This window comes from Labrenzia sp. 5N, assembly GCF_012395805.1.
Classification (GTDB): Bacteria; Pseudomonadota; Alphaproteobacteria; order Rhizobiales; family Stappiaceae; genus Roseibium; species Roseibium algicola.
In genome coordinates this window covers 293,747-313,906 of sequence record NZ_JAAZTM010000014.1, presented here as the reverse complement: position 1 = coordinate 313,906, position 20,160 = coordinate 293,747, and the positions used below count along the sequence as shown (strand labels likewise).

Annotated in this window: 21 protein-coding genes; 14 read left to right on the top strand and 7 right to left on the bottom strand. The window is 59.5% G+C overall.

Annotation, left to right across the window (positions count from 1 at the left end):
• Positions 1 to 61: 61 nt before the first annotated feature.
• Complete coding sequence (locus tag HEP89_RS15020; protein ID WP_022998004.1) at positions 62 to 352, bottom strand: hypothetical protein; 291 nt, start codon at positions 350 to 352, stop codon at positions 62 to 64.
• A 267-nt stretch (positions 353 to 619) separates the two neighbouring features.
• On the opposite strand from HEP89_RS15020, the gene HEP89_RS15015 reads away from it, so the two are divergent.
• Both HEP89_RS15015 and HEP89_RS15010 read left to right on the top strand, forming a co-directional pair.
• Positions 620 to 2,101 carry a hypothetical protein gene (locus HEP89_RS15015; RefSeq protein WP_022998005.1) on the top strand — a complete coding sequence of 494 codons (1,482 nt, stop codon included), beginning with the start codon at positions 620 to 622 and terminating at the stop codon, positions 2,099 to 2,101.
• 175 nt (positions 2,102 to 2,276) lie between these two features.
• Entirely contained in the window at positions 2,277 to 2,879 is a 603-nt protein-coding gene (locus tag HEP89_RS15010; protein ID WP_168692393.1) for a sugar transferase, read from the top strand.
• Between the two features lie 9 nt (positions 2,880 to 2,888).
• Here the strand turns inward: HEP89_RS15010 and HEP89_RS15005 are convergent, their stop codons facing one another.
• The 3 genes from HEP89_RS15005 to clpS form a co-directional block, all read right to left on the bottom strand.
• Complete coding sequence (locus tag HEP89_RS15005; protein ID WP_168692392.1) at positions 2,889 to 4,037, bottom strand: aminotransferase class V-fold PLP-dependent enzyme; 1,149 nt, start codon at positions 4,035 to 4,037, stop codon at positions 2,889 to 2,891.
• Positions 4,037 to 5,041 carry an NAD-dependent epimerase/dehydratase family protein gene (locus HEP89_RS15000; RefSeq protein WP_168692391.1) on the bottom strand — a complete coding sequence of 335 codons (1,005 nt, stop codon included), beginning with the start codon at positions 5,039 to 5,041 and terminating at the stop codon, positions 4,037 to 4,039. Before HEP89_RS15000 ends, HEP89_RS15005 begins: the two co-directional genes overlap by 1 nt.
• A 284-nt stretch (positions 5,042 to 5,325) precedes the next feature.
• Positions 5,326 to 5,628 carry an ATP-dependent Clp protease adapter ClpS gene (gene clpS, locus HEP89_RS14995; protein WP_022998009.1) on the bottom strand — a complete coding sequence of 101 codons (303 nt, stop codon included), beginning with the start codon at positions 5,626 to 5,628 and terminating at the stop codon, positions 5,326 to 5,328.
• A 430-nt stretch (positions 5,629 to 6,058) separates the two neighbouring features.
• Here clpS and HEP89_RS14990 point away from each other — a divergent pair, with 430 nt between their 5' ends.
• Both HEP89_RS14990 and HEP89_RS14985 read left to right on the top strand, forming a co-directional pair.
• Complete coding sequence (locus HEP89_RS14990; RefSeq protein ID WP_077292166.1) at positions 6,059 to 6,622, top strand: chalcone isomerase family protein; 564 nt, start codon at positions 6,059 to 6,061, stop codon at positions 6,620 to 6,622.
• Positions 6,619 to 7,944 carry an MFS transporter gene (locus HEP89_RS14985; protein ID WP_208997670.1) on the top strand — a complete coding sequence of 442 codons (1,326 nt, stop codon included), beginning with the start codon at positions 6,619 to 6,621 and terminating at the stop codon, positions 7,942 to 7,944. Before HEP89_RS14990 ends, HEP89_RS14985 begins: the two co-directional genes overlap by 4 nt.
• Before the next feature lie 59 nt (positions 7,945 to 8,003).
• On the opposite strand, the gene HEP89_RS14980 is transcribed toward HEP89_RS14985, so the two are convergent.
• Positions 8,004 to 10,151 carry a bifunctional diguanylate cyclase/phosphodiesterase gene (locus HEP89_RS14980; RefSeq protein ID WP_168692390.1) on the bottom strand — a complete coding sequence of 716 codons (2,148 nt, stop codon included), beginning with the start codon at positions 10,149 to 10,151 and terminating at the stop codon, positions 8,004 to 8,006.
• Between the two features lie 183 nt (positions 10,152 to 10,334).
• Between HEP89_RS14980 and HEP89_RS14975 the strand changes: the two genes are divergently transcribed.
• Together HEP89_RS14975 and HEP89_RS14970 are read left to right on the top strand one after the other, a co-directional pair.
• The gene (locus HEP89_RS14975; RefSeq protein WP_209014714.1) at positions 10,335 to 10,724 is read left to right on the top strand and encodes a DUF6665 family protein; all 390 of its coding nucleotides are present in this window, start codon (positions 10,335 to 10,337) and stop codon (positions 10,722 to 10,724) included.
• Between the two features lie 224 nt (positions 10,725 to 10,948).
• Positions 10,949 to 11,953: a DUF1402 family protein gene (locus tag HEP89_RS14970; protein ID WP_031268221.1), complete on the top strand. Its 1,005-nt coding sequence runs from the start codon at positions 10,949 to 10,951 to the stop codon at positions 11,951 to 11,953.
• Positions 11,954 to 12,084: 131 nt separating this feature from the next.
• Here the strand turns inward: HEP89_RS14970 and HEP89_RS14965 are convergent, their stop codons facing one another.
• Positions 12,085 to 12,774, bottom strand: coding sequence for an MBL fold metallo-hydrolase (locus tag HEP89_RS14965; protein ID WP_031268222.1), 690 nt, complete (start codon positions 12,772 to 12,774; stop codon positions 12,085 to 12,087).
• A 169-nt stretch (positions 12,775 to 12,943) separates the two neighbouring features.
• Here HEP89_RS14965 and HEP89_RS14960 point away from each other — a divergent pair, with 169 nt between their 5' ends.
• The 8 genes from HEP89_RS14960 to HEP89_RS14920 all read left to right on the top strand — a co-directional run bounded on the left by HEP89_RS14960 (position 12,944) and on the right by HEP89_RS14920 (position 19,242).
• Positions 12,944 to 14,041 carry a DUF1176 domain-containing protein gene (locus HEP89_RS14960; protein ID WP_022998016.1) on the top strand — a complete coding sequence of 366 codons (1,098 nt, stop codon included), beginning with the start codon at positions 12,944 to 12,946 and terminating at the stop codon, positions 14,039 to 14,041.
• Between the two features lie 214 nt (positions 14,042 to 14,255).
• Entirely contained in the window at positions 14,256 to 15,095 is an 840-nt protein-coding gene (locus HEP89_RS29850) for a cold-shock protein (RefSeq protein WP_022998017.1), read from the top strand.
• Positions 15,096 to 15,331: 236 nt separating this feature from the next.
• Entirely contained in the window at positions 15,332 to 15,859 is a 528-nt protein-coding gene (locus HEP89_RS14945; protein ID WP_168692389.1) for a GNAT family N-acetyltransferase, read from the top strand.
• The gene (rlmJ, locus tag HEP89_RS14940) at positions 15,856 to 16,704 is read left to right on the top strand and encodes a 23S rRNA (adenine(2030)-N(6))-methyltransferase RlmJ (protein ID WP_168692388.1); all 849 of its coding nucleotides are present in this window, start codon (positions 15,856 to 15,858) and stop codon (positions 16,702 to 16,704) included. Before HEP89_RS14945 ends, rlmJ begins: the two co-directional genes overlap by 4 nt.
• Positions 16,705 to 16,801: 97 nt before the next feature.
• The gene (locus tag HEP89_RS14935) at positions 16,802 to 17,248 is read left to right on the top strand and encodes a hypothetical protein (RefSeq protein WP_208984223.1); all 447 of its coding nucleotides are present in this window, start codon (positions 16,802 to 16,804) and stop codon (positions 17,246 to 17,248) included.
• Positions 17,249 to 17,277: 29 nt separating this feature from the next.
• Positions 17,278 to 17,934, top strand: coding sequence for a ribonuclease T (locus tag HEP89_RS14930; RefSeq protein ID WP_055655794.1), 657 nt, complete (start codon positions 17,278 to 17,280; stop codon positions 17,932 to 17,934).
• Between the two features lie 47 nt (positions 17,935 to 17,981).
• Positions 17,982 to 18,632: a glutathione S-transferase family protein gene (locus HEP89_RS14925; RefSeq protein WP_022998022.1), complete on the top strand. Its 651-nt coding sequence runs from the start codon at positions 17,982 to 17,984 to the stop codon at positions 18,630 to 18,632.
• A gap of 148 nt (positions 18,633 to 18,780) precedes the next feature.
• Positions 18,781 to 19,242 (top strand): DUF6165 family protein, encoded by a 462-nt coding sequence (locus tag HEP89_RS14920; RefSeq protein WP_286201051.1) that lies wholly within the window; start codon positions 18,781 to 18,783, stop codon positions 19,240 to 19,242.
• On the opposite strand, the gene HEP89_RS14915 is transcribed toward HEP89_RS14920, so the two are convergent.
• The gene (locus HEP89_RS14915) at positions 19,177 to 20,010 is read right to left on the bottom strand and encodes an FkbM family methyltransferase (RefSeq protein WP_168692387.1); all 834 of its coding nucleotides are present in this window, start codon (positions 20,008 to 20,010) and stop codon (positions 19,177 to 19,179) included. The two genes, HEP89_RS14920 and HEP89_RS14915, sit on opposite strands and share 66 nt — an antisense overlap.
• Positions 20,011 to 20,160: the final 150 nt, after the last annotated feature.

Here is a 20,160-nt window from a genome sequence, read left to right as displayed (position 1 = left end):
GGCGGATACGGCAAGTGACGTCAACTGCAATCAGTGAAGATTAAGCCAATCCGGCCCGGATTTATCGAGGGACCGCCGGCAGAACGAAAAACAGGACGATGGCAATCGCGAAAGCCGCCAGCGCCAGAAAATAGAGCCGAGCGATGCGGCGGCGTCCGGGTTCAGCCTCGTCACCAAACCCGCCAGGCGTGAACATCCGTTTCCACATACCAACGCCCTTCAGCGGCGAAAACGCAGCCTCCTCCAGAAGGTTGAGACGCTTGATGAACAAAAGAGCGCTCACATAGCCGGCAATCATCAGGAGAAATGCCAGCGTCATGAAGGTCATGAAGATCAGATAAGCGGGTGTCATGCCCTCTCTCCTTCCCACTTCGGAACGGCCCTCAAACAGTCTTTGCGGCATGTGCGGCCCGTTGCAACCCGCCACGCTTGTTAACCATAGGTGCAAATCCGTTAAAATGCCGGGGATATCTGTCTTTTGAGGGTAACACTTCACACTGTATTCTGCGGTCAGCTTGCCCTGAGTCGTTGAAACCGCCAGCGCTTATGGGTTAATAAAGAGTTAAAGTTTTGCGTATCTTTCGCCGGGCGGCGCCGGCGGGAAAGTCAGGAGACAGGAATGGGCATTTTCTCGAAATCCTCGCGCCCCGGCGGTGACCAGGAGCAGCGGGTCGAGACCGTGAAAGAGGCAAGCGAAATTCAGGAAACCGCGCAGGCTCCTGAAAAGAGCAATATCGAGCATCTTTCCCCGTTCGCCCTGAAAATGCAGGAAAAGATGAACCATCTGGACGGGCTCAAGTCCCGCATCGGCGGTCTGAACCAGACCTTCGAACAGATGGCTGCGTTTGCTGCGGAAAGCCAGACGTCGATCCGCCTGATGGCCGAATACCTTGAAGGCTCCCGAACGACCGTGGAAACCGAGGTCCGGCTGAAATCCGAAAACGCCAAGATCTCCACCGACCTGCTTGACGCCGAACACAAGGTCCGGACGCTCACCACCCAGCTGGAAGATGCCCAGGCCGAAGTCCATTCCCTGCGCAAGCGTGCAACAGAGACCCGCACGGCGCTGGAAACCGCCCGTAACGACATCGTCTCCATTCGCGACAACAACAAGAAGGTCAACGAGGAATACCGGCTGCAGAGCGCCAAGCTTGTGGAAGCCAATTCCCAGGTGTCTGATCTCTCCGGCAAGCTCAACGACCTCAAGGCCAAGTTCGAGACGCTGGAAAAACATGCCGAGAGCCTCGGTTCCGATCTGGAAGCGGTTCGTCACCGCGAAAAGGAACTGCAGCAGAACCTGTCCGAAAGCGCCAAGCTGCTGGAAGACGAAATCCGCAAGAACAACCAGGTCACCAGCGAGCTGGAAGCGGTCAAGCGCGAAGTCGGCGAATTCCGCAACGACAACATCGACCTCAAATCTCATCTGGATGTTGCCAATCAGGAACTGGCCTACGCCAAGAGCCGGCTTGAGGAAGAACAGCGCAAGCACGACAACGAGGTCTATGCGCTGAATGCGGAAATCGAAAACCTCTCGTCCCAGCGCCGCATCGGCGCCCAGTCTCTGCAGGAGATGGCGCGCGAGAACTCCACGCTGAAGGAACGCAGCCGCGATCTTCTCAAGCGCATGCAGGAAATCGAACATCTGCTCGACAGTGCACAGAAGAACCACGAAAAAGACCGCAACGAGCTGATGGCGACCACCGCCAAGCTGCGTGAACTGAACCTGCGCTACAACTCGGCCCTGACGGACCTGAACCACCAGCGCAACCAGAACCAGAAATACGCCGACAATCTGGAAGACCTGATCGAAGAGAACAAGCGTCTGCAGCGTTACAAGATCCAGGTCGACACTGCCAACGAGCAGATCGTCCAGCTGAAGTCGGTCATCGTGAACTATCAGATGGCAATGGAAGGCCGCGGTCCGGCCGAAGAACTCGGACTGACCGAAGGCTACGATCCGGCTGCCGAGCTTGGCATTACCGAGCCGCTTTCGAACGAATTCGAGCCGATCGACATTGACGGCGACGGATCCGACGACGACGGTCCGGACGACAACACCCCGAACGGCGGCGACGACAAGATCGTCAAGCTGCGCGACTGACGCAGCCCTCTGGCTGGCATTTTTCAACCGGCCACAGATAACACGAGCAGATCAGGCCCCGGCTATCCAAGTCCGGGGCCTCGTTTTTCAAAGACCGTTTTCCTGCCGCGTTTCCGGCAGAATGTCCGGGCACACCGGGCGTATTTCAGCGACATCCCCGTACAATGACGATTTGATGAGCAAGGTATTCGCCGCCGTTTTGTTGATCCTGCTGTCGCCGGTTCTGGCCGGCATCGCCGTTCTCGTCTGGCTTGGTGACCGGAAGGCACCGTTTTTCATCGCCCGGCGAACCGGCCTGGGCGGTGGTACCTTTGCGATGGTGAAATTCCGGACCATGCGCCCCGGCACGAGCGACGCAAGCGCGATCACCGAAGTGCGGGACAACCGTATCACCCCCTTCGGCAGCTTCCTGCGGAACACAAAACTCGACGAACTGCCTCAGTTGTTCAACATCCTGCGGGGGGACATGGCGTTCTTCGGGCCGAGGCCGGAAGACCCTGGCATTGTCGCCCGTTACTATGACGATGAGATGCGAAGATCGCTGTTGTTCCTGCCCGGCCTGATCAGCCCGGGCACCCTGTGGGCCCTGACCAATTTGAACCGGATCGAAGGCACGAACGACGCCGAAGATGTCTATGCACGCGAAATCCTGCCCGAACGGCTCGCGCGCGATACCGCCTATTTCGAACAGGCCGGTTTCATGTCCCATACGCAGCTTGCAATGAAGACCCTGGCCACTCTGCTGCACCGGGCGGTTTCGGCTGAAAATCGGGAGTAACTGATCGCTTCAGCCAAGTTCAGCTTTCAGGAACTCGCAGATCCGGGCTGCATCAACCGTGCTCAGGTCCATGTGCACCGGCAGACGCACCAGCCGACCCCACGTGTGTTCCGCTCCAGGGCAGCTTCCCGCCAGAGTCCGCCCGGCAAAGCTGGAAAGATGCAGCGGCTTGTAGTGTGACTGCAAACCAAGCCCCATTCGGGCAGCCCCCTGCAATATCCGGTATGTCGTTTCCCGGTCCTTTCCGAGAAAGGCAAAGGAATATCCATTCGCCTTTGTACCCTTGCCTGGCCGCAGGATCTCGATCGGCAGTTCCCGCAGAGACTTTTCGTAGTACGCCCAGATCGCGCGGCTTTTCAGGAGGATCTCTCTTGAATGCACCAGCTGGCTGTAAAGCAAGGCAGCATTCAGGTCCGGCATTTCGAAGCTCGAAGAAACCGAGGTCCATTCATAGTGGTTGACTTCGCCCCTTGCGAAGGCGGGAAAGTTCGTGCCTCGCGCCAACAGCTCTTCAACACGCTCGCGCAGGTGGGAATTGTCGCTGTTCAACACCAGCGCGCCGCCGTGCCCGGCGCTGATGATCTTGGTTTCATGGAAGGAATAGGCGGCAAACAGACCGCACGTCCCAACGGCCCGGCCATCCTGCTTCGCGCCGAAGGCCTGGGCCGCATCTTCCAGAATGACGACCCCGTGCCGATCGCACAGATCCTTGATTGCCGCCATTGGAGCTGCCGCGCCGCCATAATGCACAACGACGACAGCTCTGGTCCGGCTTGTCAGCCGTGCCTCCAGTGTTTCCGGCGTTACCATCATCGTTGCCGGATCAATGTCGGCCAGCACGATCCGCGCTCCCTTGCGGGCAAAGGCCGTCGCTGTTGCGCAGAAGGTGTACGAAGGAACGATGACCTCGTCTTCCGGCCCCAGATCCAGCGCAAGGGCCGAAATTTCAAGTGCGGACGTGCAGGAATTGGTCAGGAACACACGGTCATGGCCAACATGCTGGCTCACCAGCGCCTTCGCCTTCCGGCTATAACTCCCGCCGGAGCGCAGATGTTTGCTGCTGAGCGCCGATGCCACCGCATCGTAAGTTGCGGGTGGAATATGCGGCGCATGAAAGCGGATCGGCGGAAGCGCAGCTTCTGTCGGCAGGCTCAGCATCAGAACCTTTCTTCGTCGGCAAAGCGACGGACACGGGCCCGCATTTCGCGGTAAATCGCGCGCAGCTCCTGATCGACTGAGCTCTTCTGTCGGTACCCGAGAGACCGCAGGCGGCTGTCGTCGATCCGGTAAGCCGCATCGTTGGTTACACGATCCCGAATGAAATGAAGACCGGTGGAGACGCCGGTTATTTCGCAAACCCGCCGCGCCACCTCAAGCACAGACAAGTCCTCTTCCCCGGAAACGTTGAAGATCTCGAGCGCCTGTTCGTCCTGTGTGTTGAGCACCAGACCGATAGCGGCGGCGAGATCGCTGACGGGCAGAAAACTGCGTTCCTGGGCCCCTGTGCCTTCAATCGTCAGCTTCTGGCCCTTCAGTGCCTGCATGACGAAACGCGGAAACAGCTTTTCCGGGTTCTGTCCGGTGCCAACAGCATTGGTCGGTCTCAGGATCGTTGACCTGAGGCCATTTTGCGCAGCCATCATGACGGCTTCCTCAGCCATGGCCTTGGAGGTCGCATAGGGTGTCGTCGGCCGCATCGGAGCGGTTTCGCGAACCTCCTCCATTGCAGGACCGTAGACTTCGTCCGTGCTGACATGAATGAAATGCTTCACGCCGGCGTCCTGTGCGCCTTTCAGAAGGGCTTCAGTGCCGGTCACATTGACGTCAAAGAAGAGTTCCGGGTCGGCGAACGACCGCGGCACATGGGTTTCTGCCGCCAGATGGATCACGGCGTCGCATTCATACAGCGCAGCAGCCACATCGATCGGCGAGCGGATGTCTCCGCGAATGACGGGAAGATCTCCCGCTTCACCGATGGGTGCCAGGCGGCGAAAATCAGCCGCGTAGGAGACCCGGTCCAGGATCACCGTCTCGGCGACATTCGCCATCCTTGCAACACGTCTGAAAACTTTGGACCCGATAAAACCCAGGCCACCGGTTACAACGATCTTGCGAAAGGAAATGTTCTGTTTCGGAGCAACTGTCTTTGCACAATGTTCCATATTGGCACAAATCCTGATATATGCAGCGTTTGATTGCATATTCAGCAGATTTCGTGCCAGTCACCTCCGGCATGAGGGTGTGCAAGGGTGAAACGCAGTCTGAGCAGCACAGCGTCCCTGGCCGGTGTTTGGCGAGAACGAGTTGCGCCCCGGAAGTCACCCCAAGACAAATAGCTCTTTTTTGTCAGTTACCTGACACAAGAAGATCGTCTCTGCCGGCAGAGCGCGCGGCTAAGCCTGCATGGACGATGACAATTGACGAAGGAATTTAGCCGACCGTAGATTCACTCAGGCTCAACGGTGAACTGCAGCGGATAGCCAAGCTGAACCGCAGCATCGATAGCGCGCGTAGCCTTGGTTTCGGCGACGTCTCGCGGATAGACGGAGACAACACAGATGCCCTTCTGGTGCGCTGTCATCATCACGACCTCAGCTTGGGACTCATCCAGACGGAACTCCGCCTTCAGGATCAGGACGACAAATTCCCGCGGCGTATAGTCGTCGTTCAGCAGCATCACCTTGTAAAGCTTTGGCCGCTGCACCTTCGTCTTTTGCTTCAGTTTCGGTTTGAAATCGATCTCACTCATGACAATCGTCCAAGCTGACGCCTAAGGTTCCGCACGATGCGGTCTCACCTGAGAAATGGAAATTGTGCCGGAGAATTTCACCGGCTGCATGCTGTTAGACCCGATCCGCTCCAGATGCCGTCATCTTGAGTGACGCAGCGTCCGCAGCAGGCCCATGCTTTCCCTTACTATACTGCATCGCGAAATCGAAGAAAACATGACAGCTGGAAATCTTGCCACCGTTTCGAGAAAAAACAGCAGGCGAGACATGATGAGACCGTATCGCACATAGAGCCGTGGTTTTGACGCCAGACAGCCGCGAGATGAAAAGCAGGCCGTTTCCTCTGTGGCGGTTTTCCGAAAGAAGGTTGCTTTCACTAATCCGGCAACGCGGTTCCCCCGTAGATCCTTTCAGGCTGGGTACACGACAAGATCTGCGGAGGGTTGTTCGATGTTTCCTCATTTGAAGACACAAGGGTTCCGGTGGCGCAGGTTCGCTTTCGCGCTCGCCCTGGCATTCGCTGTTACAGCACCTGCCGGCGCGGCCTTCGCCGACCTGGGTTCAGCAGCCAGGCTGCTTCCGTCTGCCGAACTGGTTGGCAAGGGCCGGATGACCTTCCTCGGCTTCAAGGTGTTTGACGCGGAACTCTATGCCCCGCAGGGCACCTATAGCCCGTCCGCCCCTTTTGCCTTGAAGCTCACCTATCTGCGCACCTTCAAGGGCAAGCAGATCGCCGAAAGCTCGGTCAAGGAAATCCGCCGGCAGGGTGGCGTCTCGGATGCTCAGCTTGCCAAGTGGCAAACCCAGATGGAAGCCCTGTTTCCAAATGTCTCCCCTGGACAATCGATTACGGGTGTACGCACCAGCAGCGGCAAGGCCGAGTTCTATCTCGGCAACCAGAAGCTCGGTACGATCTCCGACCCGGCATTCACGAAGAAGTTCTTCGCTATCTGGCTGGGCAACAACACGCGTGATCCCCAGTTGCGCGCGCAACTGGTCGGGTCCGGTTCGTGACGACACGATTGTCGGACGACGCTGCGGCTCTGCCAAAAAAATCCGGTAATACTGGAAGCGTGACGCTTTCCGGCCTTGCGACCTATGGGGTCATGGCATTTCCCCTGGCATTTGCCGGTTTGCCGATCTACCTGCACGCCCCGGATTTTTATGCCGTTACATTGCAGCAACCCGTGGCGACGCTCGGCGCCATTCTTCTTGCCCTGCGCCTGTTCGACGCCATCCAGGATCCTTTCATTGGCAGCCTCAGCGACCGGTTTCACCAGTGGCGCGGGACTGTTCTGGCACTTGGCGCAATCCTGCTTGGCGTGGGCTTCTGGATGCTGTTTCATCCCTGGAAGGAGGCACCGCTTGTCTGGTTTGCTGCCTCCGTGCTCATCTGCACCACAGGATATTCGGTCGTCACCATCAACTACCAGACACTGGGCGGTCTCTGGAAAACAAGTGCCTCCGACAGGACCCCGGTAACGGCAGCGCGCGAAGGGTTCGGTCTTGCCGGCCTCCTCATTGCGTCGGTCCTGCCCGCCGCACTGGCAACACGGACCGGCATCGAAACGGCATTTCTCTATGTGACGCTTGGCTATCTGCCACTTTTGGCGATCTCCTTGTGGCTGCTGTTACGATGGATGCGGTCGGCACCCCTTGAAAACCCGCAAACAGCTGGTCCGGTAATGGGCTGGTGGACCCTGTTGCGGAGCCGCTGGAGGCGCCTGTTTTTCGGACTGCTGTTTCTCAATATTTTCGCAAGCGCGATCCCCGCCGTCCTGGTGCTGTTCTTCATCCGCGACAGACTGGGGGCCGAGAGCTACACAGGGCTGTTTCTGCTGGTCTACTTCCTGTCAGGCGTCATCTCGATGCCGCTCTGGACCCGGCTTGCCCGACATTTCGGCAAGGTGCGGGCATGGCAAATGTCACTGGCCGGCGCCATCTTCACGTTCTGCTGGGCCGCTCTTCTGGGAGAGGGAGATCTGACAGCCTATGCGTTTGTCTGTGCACTGTCCGGCCTGGCGCTAGGCGCTGACCTTGCCTTGCCACCCGCCATATTGGCCGACCATATCGACACGGACCGGCGCCAGGGGGAGGCTTCGCGCCTTTTTGCGGTTATGGCGTTCTTGTCCAAGTCCGGTCTCGCCCTTGCCACCGGCCTCACGCTGCCTTTGTTGGGCCTGTTCGGGTATCAGCCGGGAACTGCCCTCACCGCACAACTCGGCTTTCTGCTCAGCCTCACTTATGCGGGCGTGCCCTGCCTCATCAAACTGTGCGCACTCTTGTGCCTGATCGCGTTTGAAAAGGACCTGACACAGGAAAAAACCGCTGGGTAACCCGTCCCGGCATCTCGACACGCCGCTTGCAACCCTGACGACAAGACCGCAGCCCTGCCTCAACTGCGTGCGGCAAGAGGCGAACGCAGGGAAACCGGGCCACCATCTTTGTCGCCTCCAGTTTCACTCTTCGATGCTGCCATCTTGCGCGTTGGTTCCGCCGGTTTGCGCGCCTCGTTTTGCACCGGCCCGCCGTGCTGGATCAGGCGATCGACCTGCGATGGACGCCCCAGCAGAAAGCCCTGACCTTCGTCGCAGCCTTCCTGTTGCAGGATCTCCATCTGCTCTTCAGTCTCAATGCCCTCAGCCAGCACCGGAATGTCCAGGCTCTTTCCGAGAGCCAGAACGGCGCGCACGATCGCCTTGGACTGGCGGTCCTGCTCCATTTCGCCAACAAACGCCCTGTCGAGCTTGATCTTGTCGAACGGAAAGGTTCGCAAGGTTTCAAGCGAAGAATAGCCTGTGCCGAAATCATCCAGCGCAAGACCGACGCCCAGATCCTTGATCTGGCGCATGATGTGCAGCGAACGGGCCTTGTCTTTCACAAGGGCGGTTTCCGTCAGCTCCAGTTCCAGGCGGTGTGGTGAAAGTCCGGTCGTCACCAGGGCTTCATGCACCAGCCGTGGCAGGTTGGTGTCCATGAACTGTACAGCGGAAACGTTCACGGCAACCCGGTAGGCAGGCTCCCATCGCGAGGCGTCCTCGCAGGCCTTGTTGAGCACCCAAGCTCCAAGGGAAGCGATCAACCCGTTTTCCTCGGCAACGGGAATGAACTCGGACGGTGAAATCGGGCCGATTACAGGATGGGTCCAGCGAAGCAGGGCCTCATATCCCCGGATGCCCTGGCTGGAATTCAGCGACATCTGCACCTGATAATGGATCTCGAGCTCGCCGCGCTCCAGCGCCCGTCTCAGATCTTCTGCCAGTTGCCGCCTGTTTCGAACCGTCGCACCGATGTTGGCATCGTAAAAACAGATCGTTTCGAGAAACCCATGCTTGGCGTGATACATGGCAAGGTCGGCATTGTTGACCAGTTCGTCCGGCGTCTGGGCATCGTCAGGCCAGATCGCCGCCCCGAGACTCGCGCCAACGATGCCGTCCATTGCGCCTATTTCGATCGGACGGGTGAAAACGCTCTCTATCCGTTTCGCAAAAGACAGGATTTCATCCTTGTCGCTGAAAGGCTTGATGGCTGCGAATTCGTCGCCGCCGAGGCGGGCGATGAATTCATCATCGCGCAGGATCTGCTCCATGCGCCGGGCCAGGATGCGCAGAACCTCGTCACCCGCAGCGTGGCCAAAGGTGTCGTTGATTTCCTTGAAGCGGTTCAGGTCGATCCCGATCACCGCCAGCTTCTTGCCGGGGTTCAAATACCCATCGAGATTTCCGGCAAGCTGTCTCTGGAAGCTCGTGCGGTTCGGCAAGCCCGTGAGTGCGTCATGAGCGGCAACATGGTGCAGTTGCCGCCTGGATATGGCTCGCACATTGTTGTCGATCAGGAAGCTCGTCAGCCCGGTGCCGACAACCAGCAGGGCAACAACGGCAATCGCCAACGCAAGGGCAAGGGCAGCACCGTTATCGACCTCCGTGAAATTCTGCGACATCGGGATGATCCGCAACGCGGTCATGCCGGTGAAATGCAGGCTTACGATCCCGGTCACCATCAGGGCAACGGCAACCCAATACCGACGAGAGCCCAGGTAGGTGCGCCAGATCAAGGTGATCGCGGCAGCGGACAGGGCAACAGACAAAAGGACGGACGCGACGATGTAGCCGAAGTCCCACTCGACGAGCCCTGTGATCCGGTAGGCGAACATCCCGGTGTAATGCATGGCCGCAAATGAAATTCCGACGAGAGCCCCACCCATGCCGGTCAGGATCTTTCCGCTACCGAGGCCGCTGACCACGAAACTGACAAACAGCCCGACAATCGCGATCACCAGCGAAATGAGTGTCAGGGCCGGATCAAACGAGACCGGAGCGGTCGGCTCGTACGCCAGCATTGCAACGAAATGCGTGGTCCAGACACCGCCGCCACCGGCAACGGCGGCCAGAAACTGCCACCCGAGACGCTGCGTGCCTTGCGCACGCACACAACGCCGCAACAGCCGCAGGGTAACGGCCGATCCAAACAGACAAACGAGAGCTGCGAGCCCCACAAGCGCGATGTTGTGCTGATAGAAGATGCAGCCAAGCACATTGAACATGGTCGGGAATGATCCGTATAAATGCGTAGATAATCGGGTAGGTAGCACCTAAAAGTTACGGTTGAATTGACTAATTCCCGAGAAACAGATCGACCTTCCGGCCCCTCCCGAGGCCGAGCCTCACCGCGTTTCAATCGACGTCGGCTCTTGCGGAAAAAGGCTTGCCTTGAAAGGAGCCGTCGTGTGACCCTGCGTGAGATTGCCGCAACAGCTTCCGACGTCATGACCGTACGCCCACCCCAACTGACCAGACCTGCCGACAAGGATCCGCTCTCGGCAGCGCTTGAGAACGAGATTCTCAACGAGAAGGCATCCACGCTTTCGCGGCTTACCAAAAAGCTGGAGACGGCTCTCGCCGATCTGAAATCGGCGGAAGACGGTTCCGAAACAGCTAGCGAAACCCTGCAAAACCGGCTTGCCGACGCCGGTGAAGCGCTCTGGCATGTCACCATCCAGCGCGAGTTATGCGGCTTGCGTCAGCACCGGGCCTTCTACGATTTCCTGGACGTTCCAAAGGCTGTCCGCCTGCGCATGGGGCCTGCCGCGGCCTTTCGTTCGGCACCCGGCTCCTGACAATCCACCGGGCTGTGACCGGTATCACTTCTTTGTTGATGTCCCTGCCCTAGAGACAGGAACCGGTTGCATCTTCGCGGCTGCGGTGGTTTTTTCTGGGGGCTTTTTGCAAGATGAGTTATTTACAGTCGCATCCAGCGAGCTATGTGAACCAACTGGAGCTCGCCGGCACGACCGCATTTGGTCGGCGAGAAACACAAGATAAAGCCAGGCGCAGAAAAATTATGGTGTGCAGGAAGACCCGTCATCTCGGCCGAATTTCCAGACTGGTGACTGGATGTCTGGTTTTTGGCCTGCTCCTGGCTCCTTTGGCGCTGCCTCTCGCGACAAGTACGACCGTGCAAGCCCAATCCGTGCGGGTGGTGCCGGAAGGCAACCGGTTCAAGAGCCAGCCGAAGATCCCCTTCGCCTCTTCGCGCCGTACCGCCGCCTCCAAATCATCCTACGATGCCAAGTTCGACAAGGTTCTGGCCGTATTGAAGCGTGATCGCCGCCTGATGGGGTCCATCAAGCGCGTGGCCGCCCGCTACGGCATCGACCCGATCCACATCATCGGCGCCATCGTCGGCGAACACACCTACAACTACGACACGCTCGACAGCGCCCAGTCCTACTACGTCAAGGCTCTCGCCTATGCCGGCATCCGCTTCGACTTCGAGCTGAACGGAGTACACGTCGACAAGTTCGTCGAACGCCCGGAATTCGAACGCTGCCGCAAGGACCATGTTCAGAAAAGCTCGGACCGCCGTTGGTCCTGTTACGAGAACGTCTGGAACGGCAAGTTTCGCGGCCGTTCGGTTGACGGCGTCCGTTACCCGAAAAAGAACTTCAACGAAGCGTTCTTCCAGCCGCTTTATTCCGGCCAGAGCTTCGGCCTTGGCCAGCTGAGCCCGCTCACGGTCCTCAAGATGACCGACCGGGTTGCCAAGCAAAGCAACTTCCGCAAGCTGACGGCAGCCGATTCAGAAGCGGTCTACAAGGCCACCATGGACCCGAACATCTCGCTGCACTACATGGCCGCGATCATCCAGGACTCCATTGCCGCCTATAAATCCGTCGGCAAGGTGGATATTTCGAAAAACCCTGGCCTGACCGCGACGCTCTACAATCTCGGCGACCCCTGGGGCCGAGCCGCGAAATACCGCCGCAGCGGCCAAAGCTGGCCGCAGGAAAACTACTACGGCTGGCTGGTCAATGATCGCATCGACGATCTGAGAGCCCTGCTCTGACAGGTAAAGTCACCAGCCTTCGCCCTACCGGCGCAGCCGCCCCCCTAACGACGCCAGGCTACTAGTGTTTCGACCCGCCGAGGGCTGCCCGAAGCGGGCAATCCCTCGCCGGATCAAGGCATCACCGCACCTCAGGTCAGGAACGGATTGGTCTCACGCTCATGGCCAATCGTCGAGGCCTGGCCGTGACCAGGAAGAAAGGCAACATCGTCTCCAAGCGGCAGCAGTTTTTCGCGGATCGACTTGATCAGGGTCGCATGATCGCCACCCGGCAGATCCGTGCGACCGATGGAGCCGGCAAACAGAACATCGCCGGAAATCGCGAACCGCAGTTCCTTGTCGAAGAACACCAGGTGGCCGGGTGAATGGCCCGGGCAATGCAGAACATCGAACATCCGCCCGGCGATTTCCACCTGGTCGCCTTCAACCATCCAGCGGTCCGGCATCACGGGCTTGACGCCTTCCACGCCGAATTGCACCGCCTGGTCGGCCACCCTGTCGATCAGCATCTGATCGGCTTCGTGTGGCCCCTCTACCGGCACCTTCAGCGCTTCGGCCAGGTCAGCCGCACCGCCAACGTGATCGATATGACCGTGCGTAAGAACGATCTTTTCGACATTCACGCCCTGCTTGTTCACCGCTGCCAGGATCTTGTCGACATCGCCGCCCGGATCAACCACCGTTCCGCGCATGGATGAAGGGTCCCAGATGAGCGAACAGTTCTGCTGAAACGGCGTAACGGCAATCACCATCACCTGGATTGGCGGCATGCCGTCTTCCGGATTTTCATCCCCACCGGAGTTCGTCGTGTCCTGCGCCATGGTAGCCTCCTTCAACAGCGGCCTCGCACGGCCCATTGTAACAAATACGGGACAACACCATCCGGTGTCGTGTTTCTGGTCAATCGCGGCTTCACCTGGCCGCGTGCATTTCGTACAAGATGTATGGACCTGTTGGAAGACGCCAAGCACATTCGGATAGCCGGAGCTAATGACGCCACGACTGTTGACATTGCTGATGACTGTTGCCGCAGCGCTTTTGGGCGCTTCGAGCACAATGGCGCAGCCTGGCCGGACGACGCCCAGCTTCGAAAGCTGGACGGTCGATTGCGGCAATACCGGCGTGTGCTTTGCCTCCTCGTTCACCCGCAGCCAGTCGGTCTGGGTCGATGTGCGCATCGTCCGCGACTGGCAGGCGGAGGCCCAGCCTCTTGTCCGTGTAACCACCAACACCGAGCTGCCCAAGGACGGCACCTTGAAGTTCGAGGTCGACGGCGCTCCGATCGAGGCGCTGCCGATCGAACAGCTGCGCGAGATGCAGCCGGCTGTCAATCCGCCAGCCGGCTTCCGTCCGCTCGGTGGAGAAGGCTTCTGGTATCCGACAGGCCCGGCGACAACGACGCTGCTTGACGCCATGCGCAAGGGCAAGGAACTCACCATCAGCGTACCTGCGACCACCGGAACCGACCCGGTCGCGGTACCCGTCCCCCTCCTCGGCCTCAAATCCAGTCTGCTATGGCTCGACAATCGCCAGGACCGCACCGGCACCGTTGCAGCCATCGTCTCCCCCGGCACCGATCCTGCCAGGGACGCCCCGCACGCCATTCCGCTGATGAGCGCCGACCAGCTTCCGCCAGAAGTGGCTGCCGTCTGGTCTGCCAACCGCCTGTGCTCTGAAATCGACCCGACCATCTTCGCCAGCCTGAATGCCGTTCGCGTGCCGCTTGCCGACAGCGCCGCGCTCTACATCATCCCCTGCGGAGCTCCAACCGCCTACAACAGCCCCTATGTAGCTGTCCTTTCCGGCAAGGACGGCGCGGCCCGTCAGGTGCATGTCGCCCGCATGTCGGAAAAGGGTCCGGTCGCAACGGATCTCATCTACAACGCAAGATGGATTCCGGCCGATCAACAGCTCGTAAGTTACTTCAAGGGTTCAGGAGTTGGCGAATGCGGCCTGTGGAACCGATGGGTGTGGAACGGCACCGGCCTGGTGCTGCTGGAAGAAGCGGCCAGGAAAACATGTGACGGTACGGAACCTGACTTGTCCAATTGGTCAAGTACCTGGCCTCCGAAAAACGCTTCCAATTAGCGCCTGCACCAAGGATTTTCTTGCGATTTTCCCTGTCCCGCCCTTATGATGATAACGCAGCGGCTGGAGAGGGATGTGGCAAGATTGTTTCAACCCGATCCCAGAATGTTGATCAGACGCACGGAGTGCGCCTGAGTGTGGTGACTCGACTGTGAAGGCGGGTGAGGTTGGTCGTTATGTGCCGAAAGGGCGCAACAATTAAGGTGATTCGGTAATGCACGATGGTGATTCGGACCGGCGGTCGCGTGGTCGGCGCGGCGGCAAGCGCGAGTTTGGCGGTCCGCAAGACTTCGGCAGTGATTTTGGCGGAAGCGAGTTCGGTGGAGACTTCTATGGCGGCGGCCGGGATGGCGGCTACCGCGGCGGACGCGACAATGATTTTGGTGGCGGCTACGGCCGCGACGACAATAAAGAAGGCGGCTATGGCGGCGGCCGCGGCGGTTACGGCGGCGGTGGTGGCCGTGGTGGCTACGGCGGTGGCGGCGACCGCGAAGGCGGCGGCGGTTACGGCGGCGGCGGTGGCCGTGGTGGCTACGGCGGCGGCGGACGTGAAGGCGGCGGCTATGGCGGCGGCGGACGCGAAGGCGGCGGTTATGGCGGCGGTGGTCGCGATGGCGGCGGTTATGGCGGCGGCGGCGGTGGCCGTGGCGGATACGGTGGCGGCGGTGGCCGTGAAGGCGGTTACGGCGGTGGCGGACGCGGCGGATATGGCGGCGGCCCGCGCGAAGGCGGCGAAGGCGACGGTTTCCGTCAGCAGCGCCCGCGGCGTGACATGCCCCCGGTCGAGCGTGGCCCGCGTCAGTCTGGCACCGTGAAGTTCTTCAAGAACGACAAGGGTTTTGGCTTCATCACTCCGGACGAAGGCGATGCGGATGTGTTCGTGCACATTTCCGCGGTCGAGCGGTCCGGTTTTGCCGGCCTGGACAGTGGACAGCGGGTGTCCTTCGAGACCGAACCGGATCGTCGTGGCAAGGGACCGAAAGCGGTCAACCTGCAGGCGCTCGAAGAAGGCGACGCACCGCAGGAAGACGACGGCGGACCTGCCGAAGAATAAGCTCCCCTAGCCCCTGCCACACAGAGGCTTGAGAGCATGAAGCAAGTGGGCGCAGCCTTGCTGCGCCCACATTCTTTTTACCGACAATGCCGGCACCGCCTCCCCCGACCTGACTTGGAGCCGTGCCGGTTTCCCTTGATCCTCAGCAGTAGCTGCAATCAACGGATCCAGCGGACATCTTTCCACTTCCTGCCGAAGCCCCTATAAGGCGGGTCCGAAATCCACCGTGGTGCCCCATGCTTGCCGTTTCATCCGATACCCTGACCATCCGACCGTTCCTGCCGGGCGACCTCGGCGCGTTGTTGCCGCTGAACAATGCTGCTATTCCGGCAGTCAACGAACTGACAGCCGAAGAACTGCTCGATCTGGTCAATTCCGCCCTTGTCTGTCTTGTTGCAGTCGTGGACGACACGCCTGCCGGTTTCCTGCTGTGCCTGGGCGACGGCGCCGGCTATGACAGCCGCAATTATCAATGGCTGAGCGAACGCGTTTCAAATTTTGCCTACACCGACCGGATCTGCGTCGACGAGAGCCTTCGGGGCAAGAAGATCGGCGACGCCCTTTACGGCGCGCTGTTTGAACATTTTGCCGGAAGTGGTCGTGTTTTCGTCTGCGAAGTCAACGAACGCCCCGCCAACCCGGGCTCGATACGGTTCCACAGCCGTCTCGGTTTCTCGGAAATCGGCAAGGCAGACCACGGCGACAAGGCAGTCATCTTCTTCAAGCGCAACGCTGAACCTGCCTCCGGGAACCAGTCCGAATGAACTACCGCCATGCCTATCATGCGGGAAACATCGGCGACGTTCTGAAACACGTCGTGCTGGCCCGCCTGATCGCCTATCTCCAGCGCAAGGACAAGGCCTTCCGCATCCTCGACACCCACGCGGGCATCGGTCTTTACGATCTCAATTCGCAGGAGATGCAGAAGACAGGTGAATGGCAACTGGGCATCGGCAAGGTGCTTGAGGCCGATATTCCGCCTCAGATAGCCGAATTGCTTGCTCCCTGGCTGACGGCAGTGCGCGCGCTCAACGACGGCGACGCGCTGAAGGTTTATCCGGGCTCGCCCATGGTCGCACGGCAGTTGATGCGCAAGCAGGACCGCCTGACGCTGACGGAACTGCACCCGGCGGATTTCAAGACGCTCGCGGAGCGGTTCGCGGGAGACCATCAGGTCAAGACCATCCACCTGGACGGGTGGCTTGCCATGGGAAGCTTTCTGCCCCCCAAGGAGAAACGCGGCCTTGTGCTGATCGACCCCGCATTCGAGGTGACGGACGAATTCTCCCGTATGACCGATGCCGTGGTGAAGGCCTACAGAAAATGGCCAGGCGGCACCTATGCACTCTGGTATCCGATGAAGGATGTCAGAGCGATCCGGCGCATGCATGGCGACTTCGACGAAGCTGGCCTGCGCGACGTACTGAGCCTCGACCTCAACGTCGGCAAGAGCGGCCCGGACACCAGAATGCTCGGTTCGGGCATGACACTGATCAACGCCCCTTTCACGCTTGCGGAGGAAATGCGCCTGGTTCTGCCCTGGTTGTGCGACGTCCTGCACCAGGGACCCGGCACCAGCTGGAACGTAACGCAGCTGATCGGCGAATAAAGCCCCTACAGTGACACTTTTACCGGGATCGAACCTTGACCTTCCGACCCGGCTCCCCCATCGTCTCCTACACAGTTTGATTTCCGGAGTTTATGCCGTGAGTATTGCCCGATCCGTCTGCTTGACCCTGTCAGCCTTGGCCTTTTGCGCAAGCTTGGCTGCACCGGCTGCCGCGAATGACGACCGTGTCTACTTCTCGTTTGGCAGTGACAAGCGCTTGCCGGATTGCACGGCCGCATCCGTTCAAAGTGCCGTCGCAGGCACCGTCGCCCGGGCTCGCAAGGACTATTACGGCGGCCGCACGATCCTGAGCATCGACGGCATCAGTGAAGTCAACAACAGCGGCAATGACGTCAGCCCGATCGAGCGCCGCTACTGCAAGGGCACGGCCAGCCTGTCGGACGGCACCATTCAGTCCGTCCACTACATGGTGGAAGAGCACGCCGGTTTCGTCGGGCTCAGCTGGAATGTGGAGGCCTGCCTCGCTCCTCTGGACAAGTGGCGGGTCTACGGCGACCATTGCAGCACGGCGCGCCCGCACTAAGGCCACGGCTTCCCCAAGAAGGTTGATCCATGGCGCTGCTCGGCCATATCGGAAGACTGTCCGCCTGCCTTCTGGCGGGACTTCTGAGCCTGCCAGCCTCTGCTGATCAGTCCGGAAAATTCGATTTTTATGTCCTCGCCCTGTCCTGGTCGCCGACCTACTGCAAGCAACAGGGCGCGGATGCCAATCCGCATCAATGTGATGTCTCCAAGCCCTTTCGCTTCGTCGTGCATGGCCTGTGGCCCCAATACGAGCGTGGCTTCCCGGAAAGCTGCCCCGGCGCGCCGAAGCGCATCGACCGGCAAATCGCCGTTTCGATGGAAGACATCATGCCGAGCCACAATCTCGTCTTCCACGAGTGGCGCAAGCATGGCACCTGCTCCGGCCTGACGCCGGAAGACTACTTCGATCTCACCCGCGAGGCTTTCGACAAGATCACGATCCCCGGGGCCTTCCGCACACTCGACAAGCGCGGCAAGGCCGCACCCGATACCGTTGAAAAAGCCTTCCGGCTTGCCAATCCGGGCCTCAAGGAGGACGGGCTTGCCGTCACTTGCGACCGGGGCGAACTTGAGGAAGTCCGCATCTGCCTCACGCGGGATCTTGAATTCCGTGCCTGCCGCGAGGTCGACAGATCCGGCTGCCGCGCTGGCAGCCTGTCCGTGCCGCCGCCCGGCGCACGCTAACCGTCTTAGACACCCCAACCGCCTTCTTCTTTCAGGAGTTCGGACCCATGATGAAACTTCGCTCGTCTCCCCCTTCGCCTTTCGGCCGCAAGGTGAAGCTCGCCCTGTCCATTCTCGGCCTCAAGGGCAAGGTCGAGATCGAAGACGCCAATACTGCCGATCCCTCTGACAGCCTCCGCAGCCAGAACCCGCTCGGCAAGATCCCGGCACTGGTCCTGGAAAACGGCGACGTTCTCTACGACAGCTCCGTCATTCTGGAATACCTCGACTTCCTGGCAGGCGGCGGCAAACTGTTTCCGGAGGGCGAAGCCCGGTTTCCGGTCCTGCGGGACCAGACACTGGCGGACGGCATCATGGATGCGGCCATCCTTCGGGTCTACGAGAAGCGCTTCAAGGAACCGAAGTACCGCGACCCGGCCTGGGACGCCTATCAGGCAGCCAAGATGGACCGTGGCCTGAAGCACTTTGAAGACAACACGCCACCTGTTCCGGCAACCGCTGCAGACGTCAATGCCGGCTCCCTGACGCTCGCCTGCGCCCTCGGCTACCTGGATATCCGTTTTGCCGGCGAATGGCGGCAGACCCATCCGAAACTTGTGGCCTGGCTGGACGCCTTTGAAGCAGCCGTTCCCGCCTTCACCGACACGAAGGTGCCGCCTGCCCCCGTTCCGGACAACGCCCCGGCCCTGCTGCAGTAATCGCCTGCCTGCAGCAACATGCAATCAGCCGGCCCTGGTAACGCAGGGCTGGCTTTTTTTTGTTCGGAGGGTGGTTCAGTGCCCCTGCTCTGCAAGCACGCCAATTAACGGACCAGCGACTTGATGCTACAGTTCTGAAACCAGCGGGATGAACATAAAGGCATGTGTCTTGGTCGAGATGATCTACATACCGATTTCACCGGCTGAACTCCTCGACAAGATCACCATCCTTGAAATCAAGGCCGACCGCATATCCGCTCCGGAGAAACTGGAACACGTCCGCTTCGAATTGGCTTCGCTCAGCGAGATTTACGACCGGCACATGCCTGATACGGGCCAGGTCCACACCTGGAAGGCCCGGCTGAAAAGCCTCAATGAAAGTCTGTGGAGTTTCGAAGACGACATCCGCAACTGCGACCGATCGCAGGATTGCAAGGACCACTTCGTGGATCTGGCACGACGCATTTACCAGACAAATGACAAACGCGCGGCACTGAAGCAGGAGATCAATACGGAACTCGGGTCTCGTATTGTCGAGATAAAATCATACGCCACCGTCAGCAGTCTGCAGAAACTCCCCTTGTCCGTTCAAGACGAACACGAAGTTTGAAAACTGGTAGAAATTCGCCAATGAATCTCTCGGCTCCCGCCGCGTCCAACCGTTCGGCAGCAACTGATAGACGTCGTATTCTGGAAGCATTTCCGCGAAGTCGTTCAGCGTCCTGCTGCGGAACATCTGGTGCCAGTTGAACTCCATCTGGATGAACCGCGGCCTGATTTCGGAAAACACCCTGGCAGCCCCTTCGAACACTTCGGTCTCAAAGCCTTCCGTGTCGATCTTGATAAGATCTACCGCCGTTATTCCGGCTACCCGGCAATAGGTATCAAGCGACGTCACCCGCGCCTTCACCGTTTGCTCGTTTGTGACATAACTCACCTTCTTCACCTCCTGCGAGAAGGAGGCAAGAACAGGGTTCGTTGCATCGAAATGCAGTATCCCCTCGCCGTCGAAGTTACCAACCCCGACGTTTTCGCAAACGATCCTGTCGCCGTACGCCTGCGTGTTTCGCACCAGCTCTCCATGCGTTGAGATCAGCGGTTCAAAGGCAATGACGTCGGCGGACGTGTAGTTCAACAGATCAAGACGGTATCGGCCGACATTCGCACCGATGTCGAAACAGAGCCTCGGTGCAGTGGCGGCCAGGATCTCTTTCACGAAGAAGGTCTCGCCGCTCTCCAGATTGTTGTAGCCCCGCGCCGACAAGGCGGCATTCAGCAGATAGTCATTCAGCTGGGCCAGATCCGGACTGTGCCGGTTGGCGATGTACCACTCCAGGAATGCCTCGGTCAGGCTGGATGCGGATGTCTGGTCTTTCATTCGCGCCGTCACCTTTCGCCCTCTCCAGTGCGTGCTCCTTGCGCCCCCTTACAGCGGGATCATCAAAGACTTTGAATTTGGGCAGCACCCTGAACTAACCTAAGGTAACTTTCGCATGGACTTGAACCATTCAATTCAAAGCAATTTCAA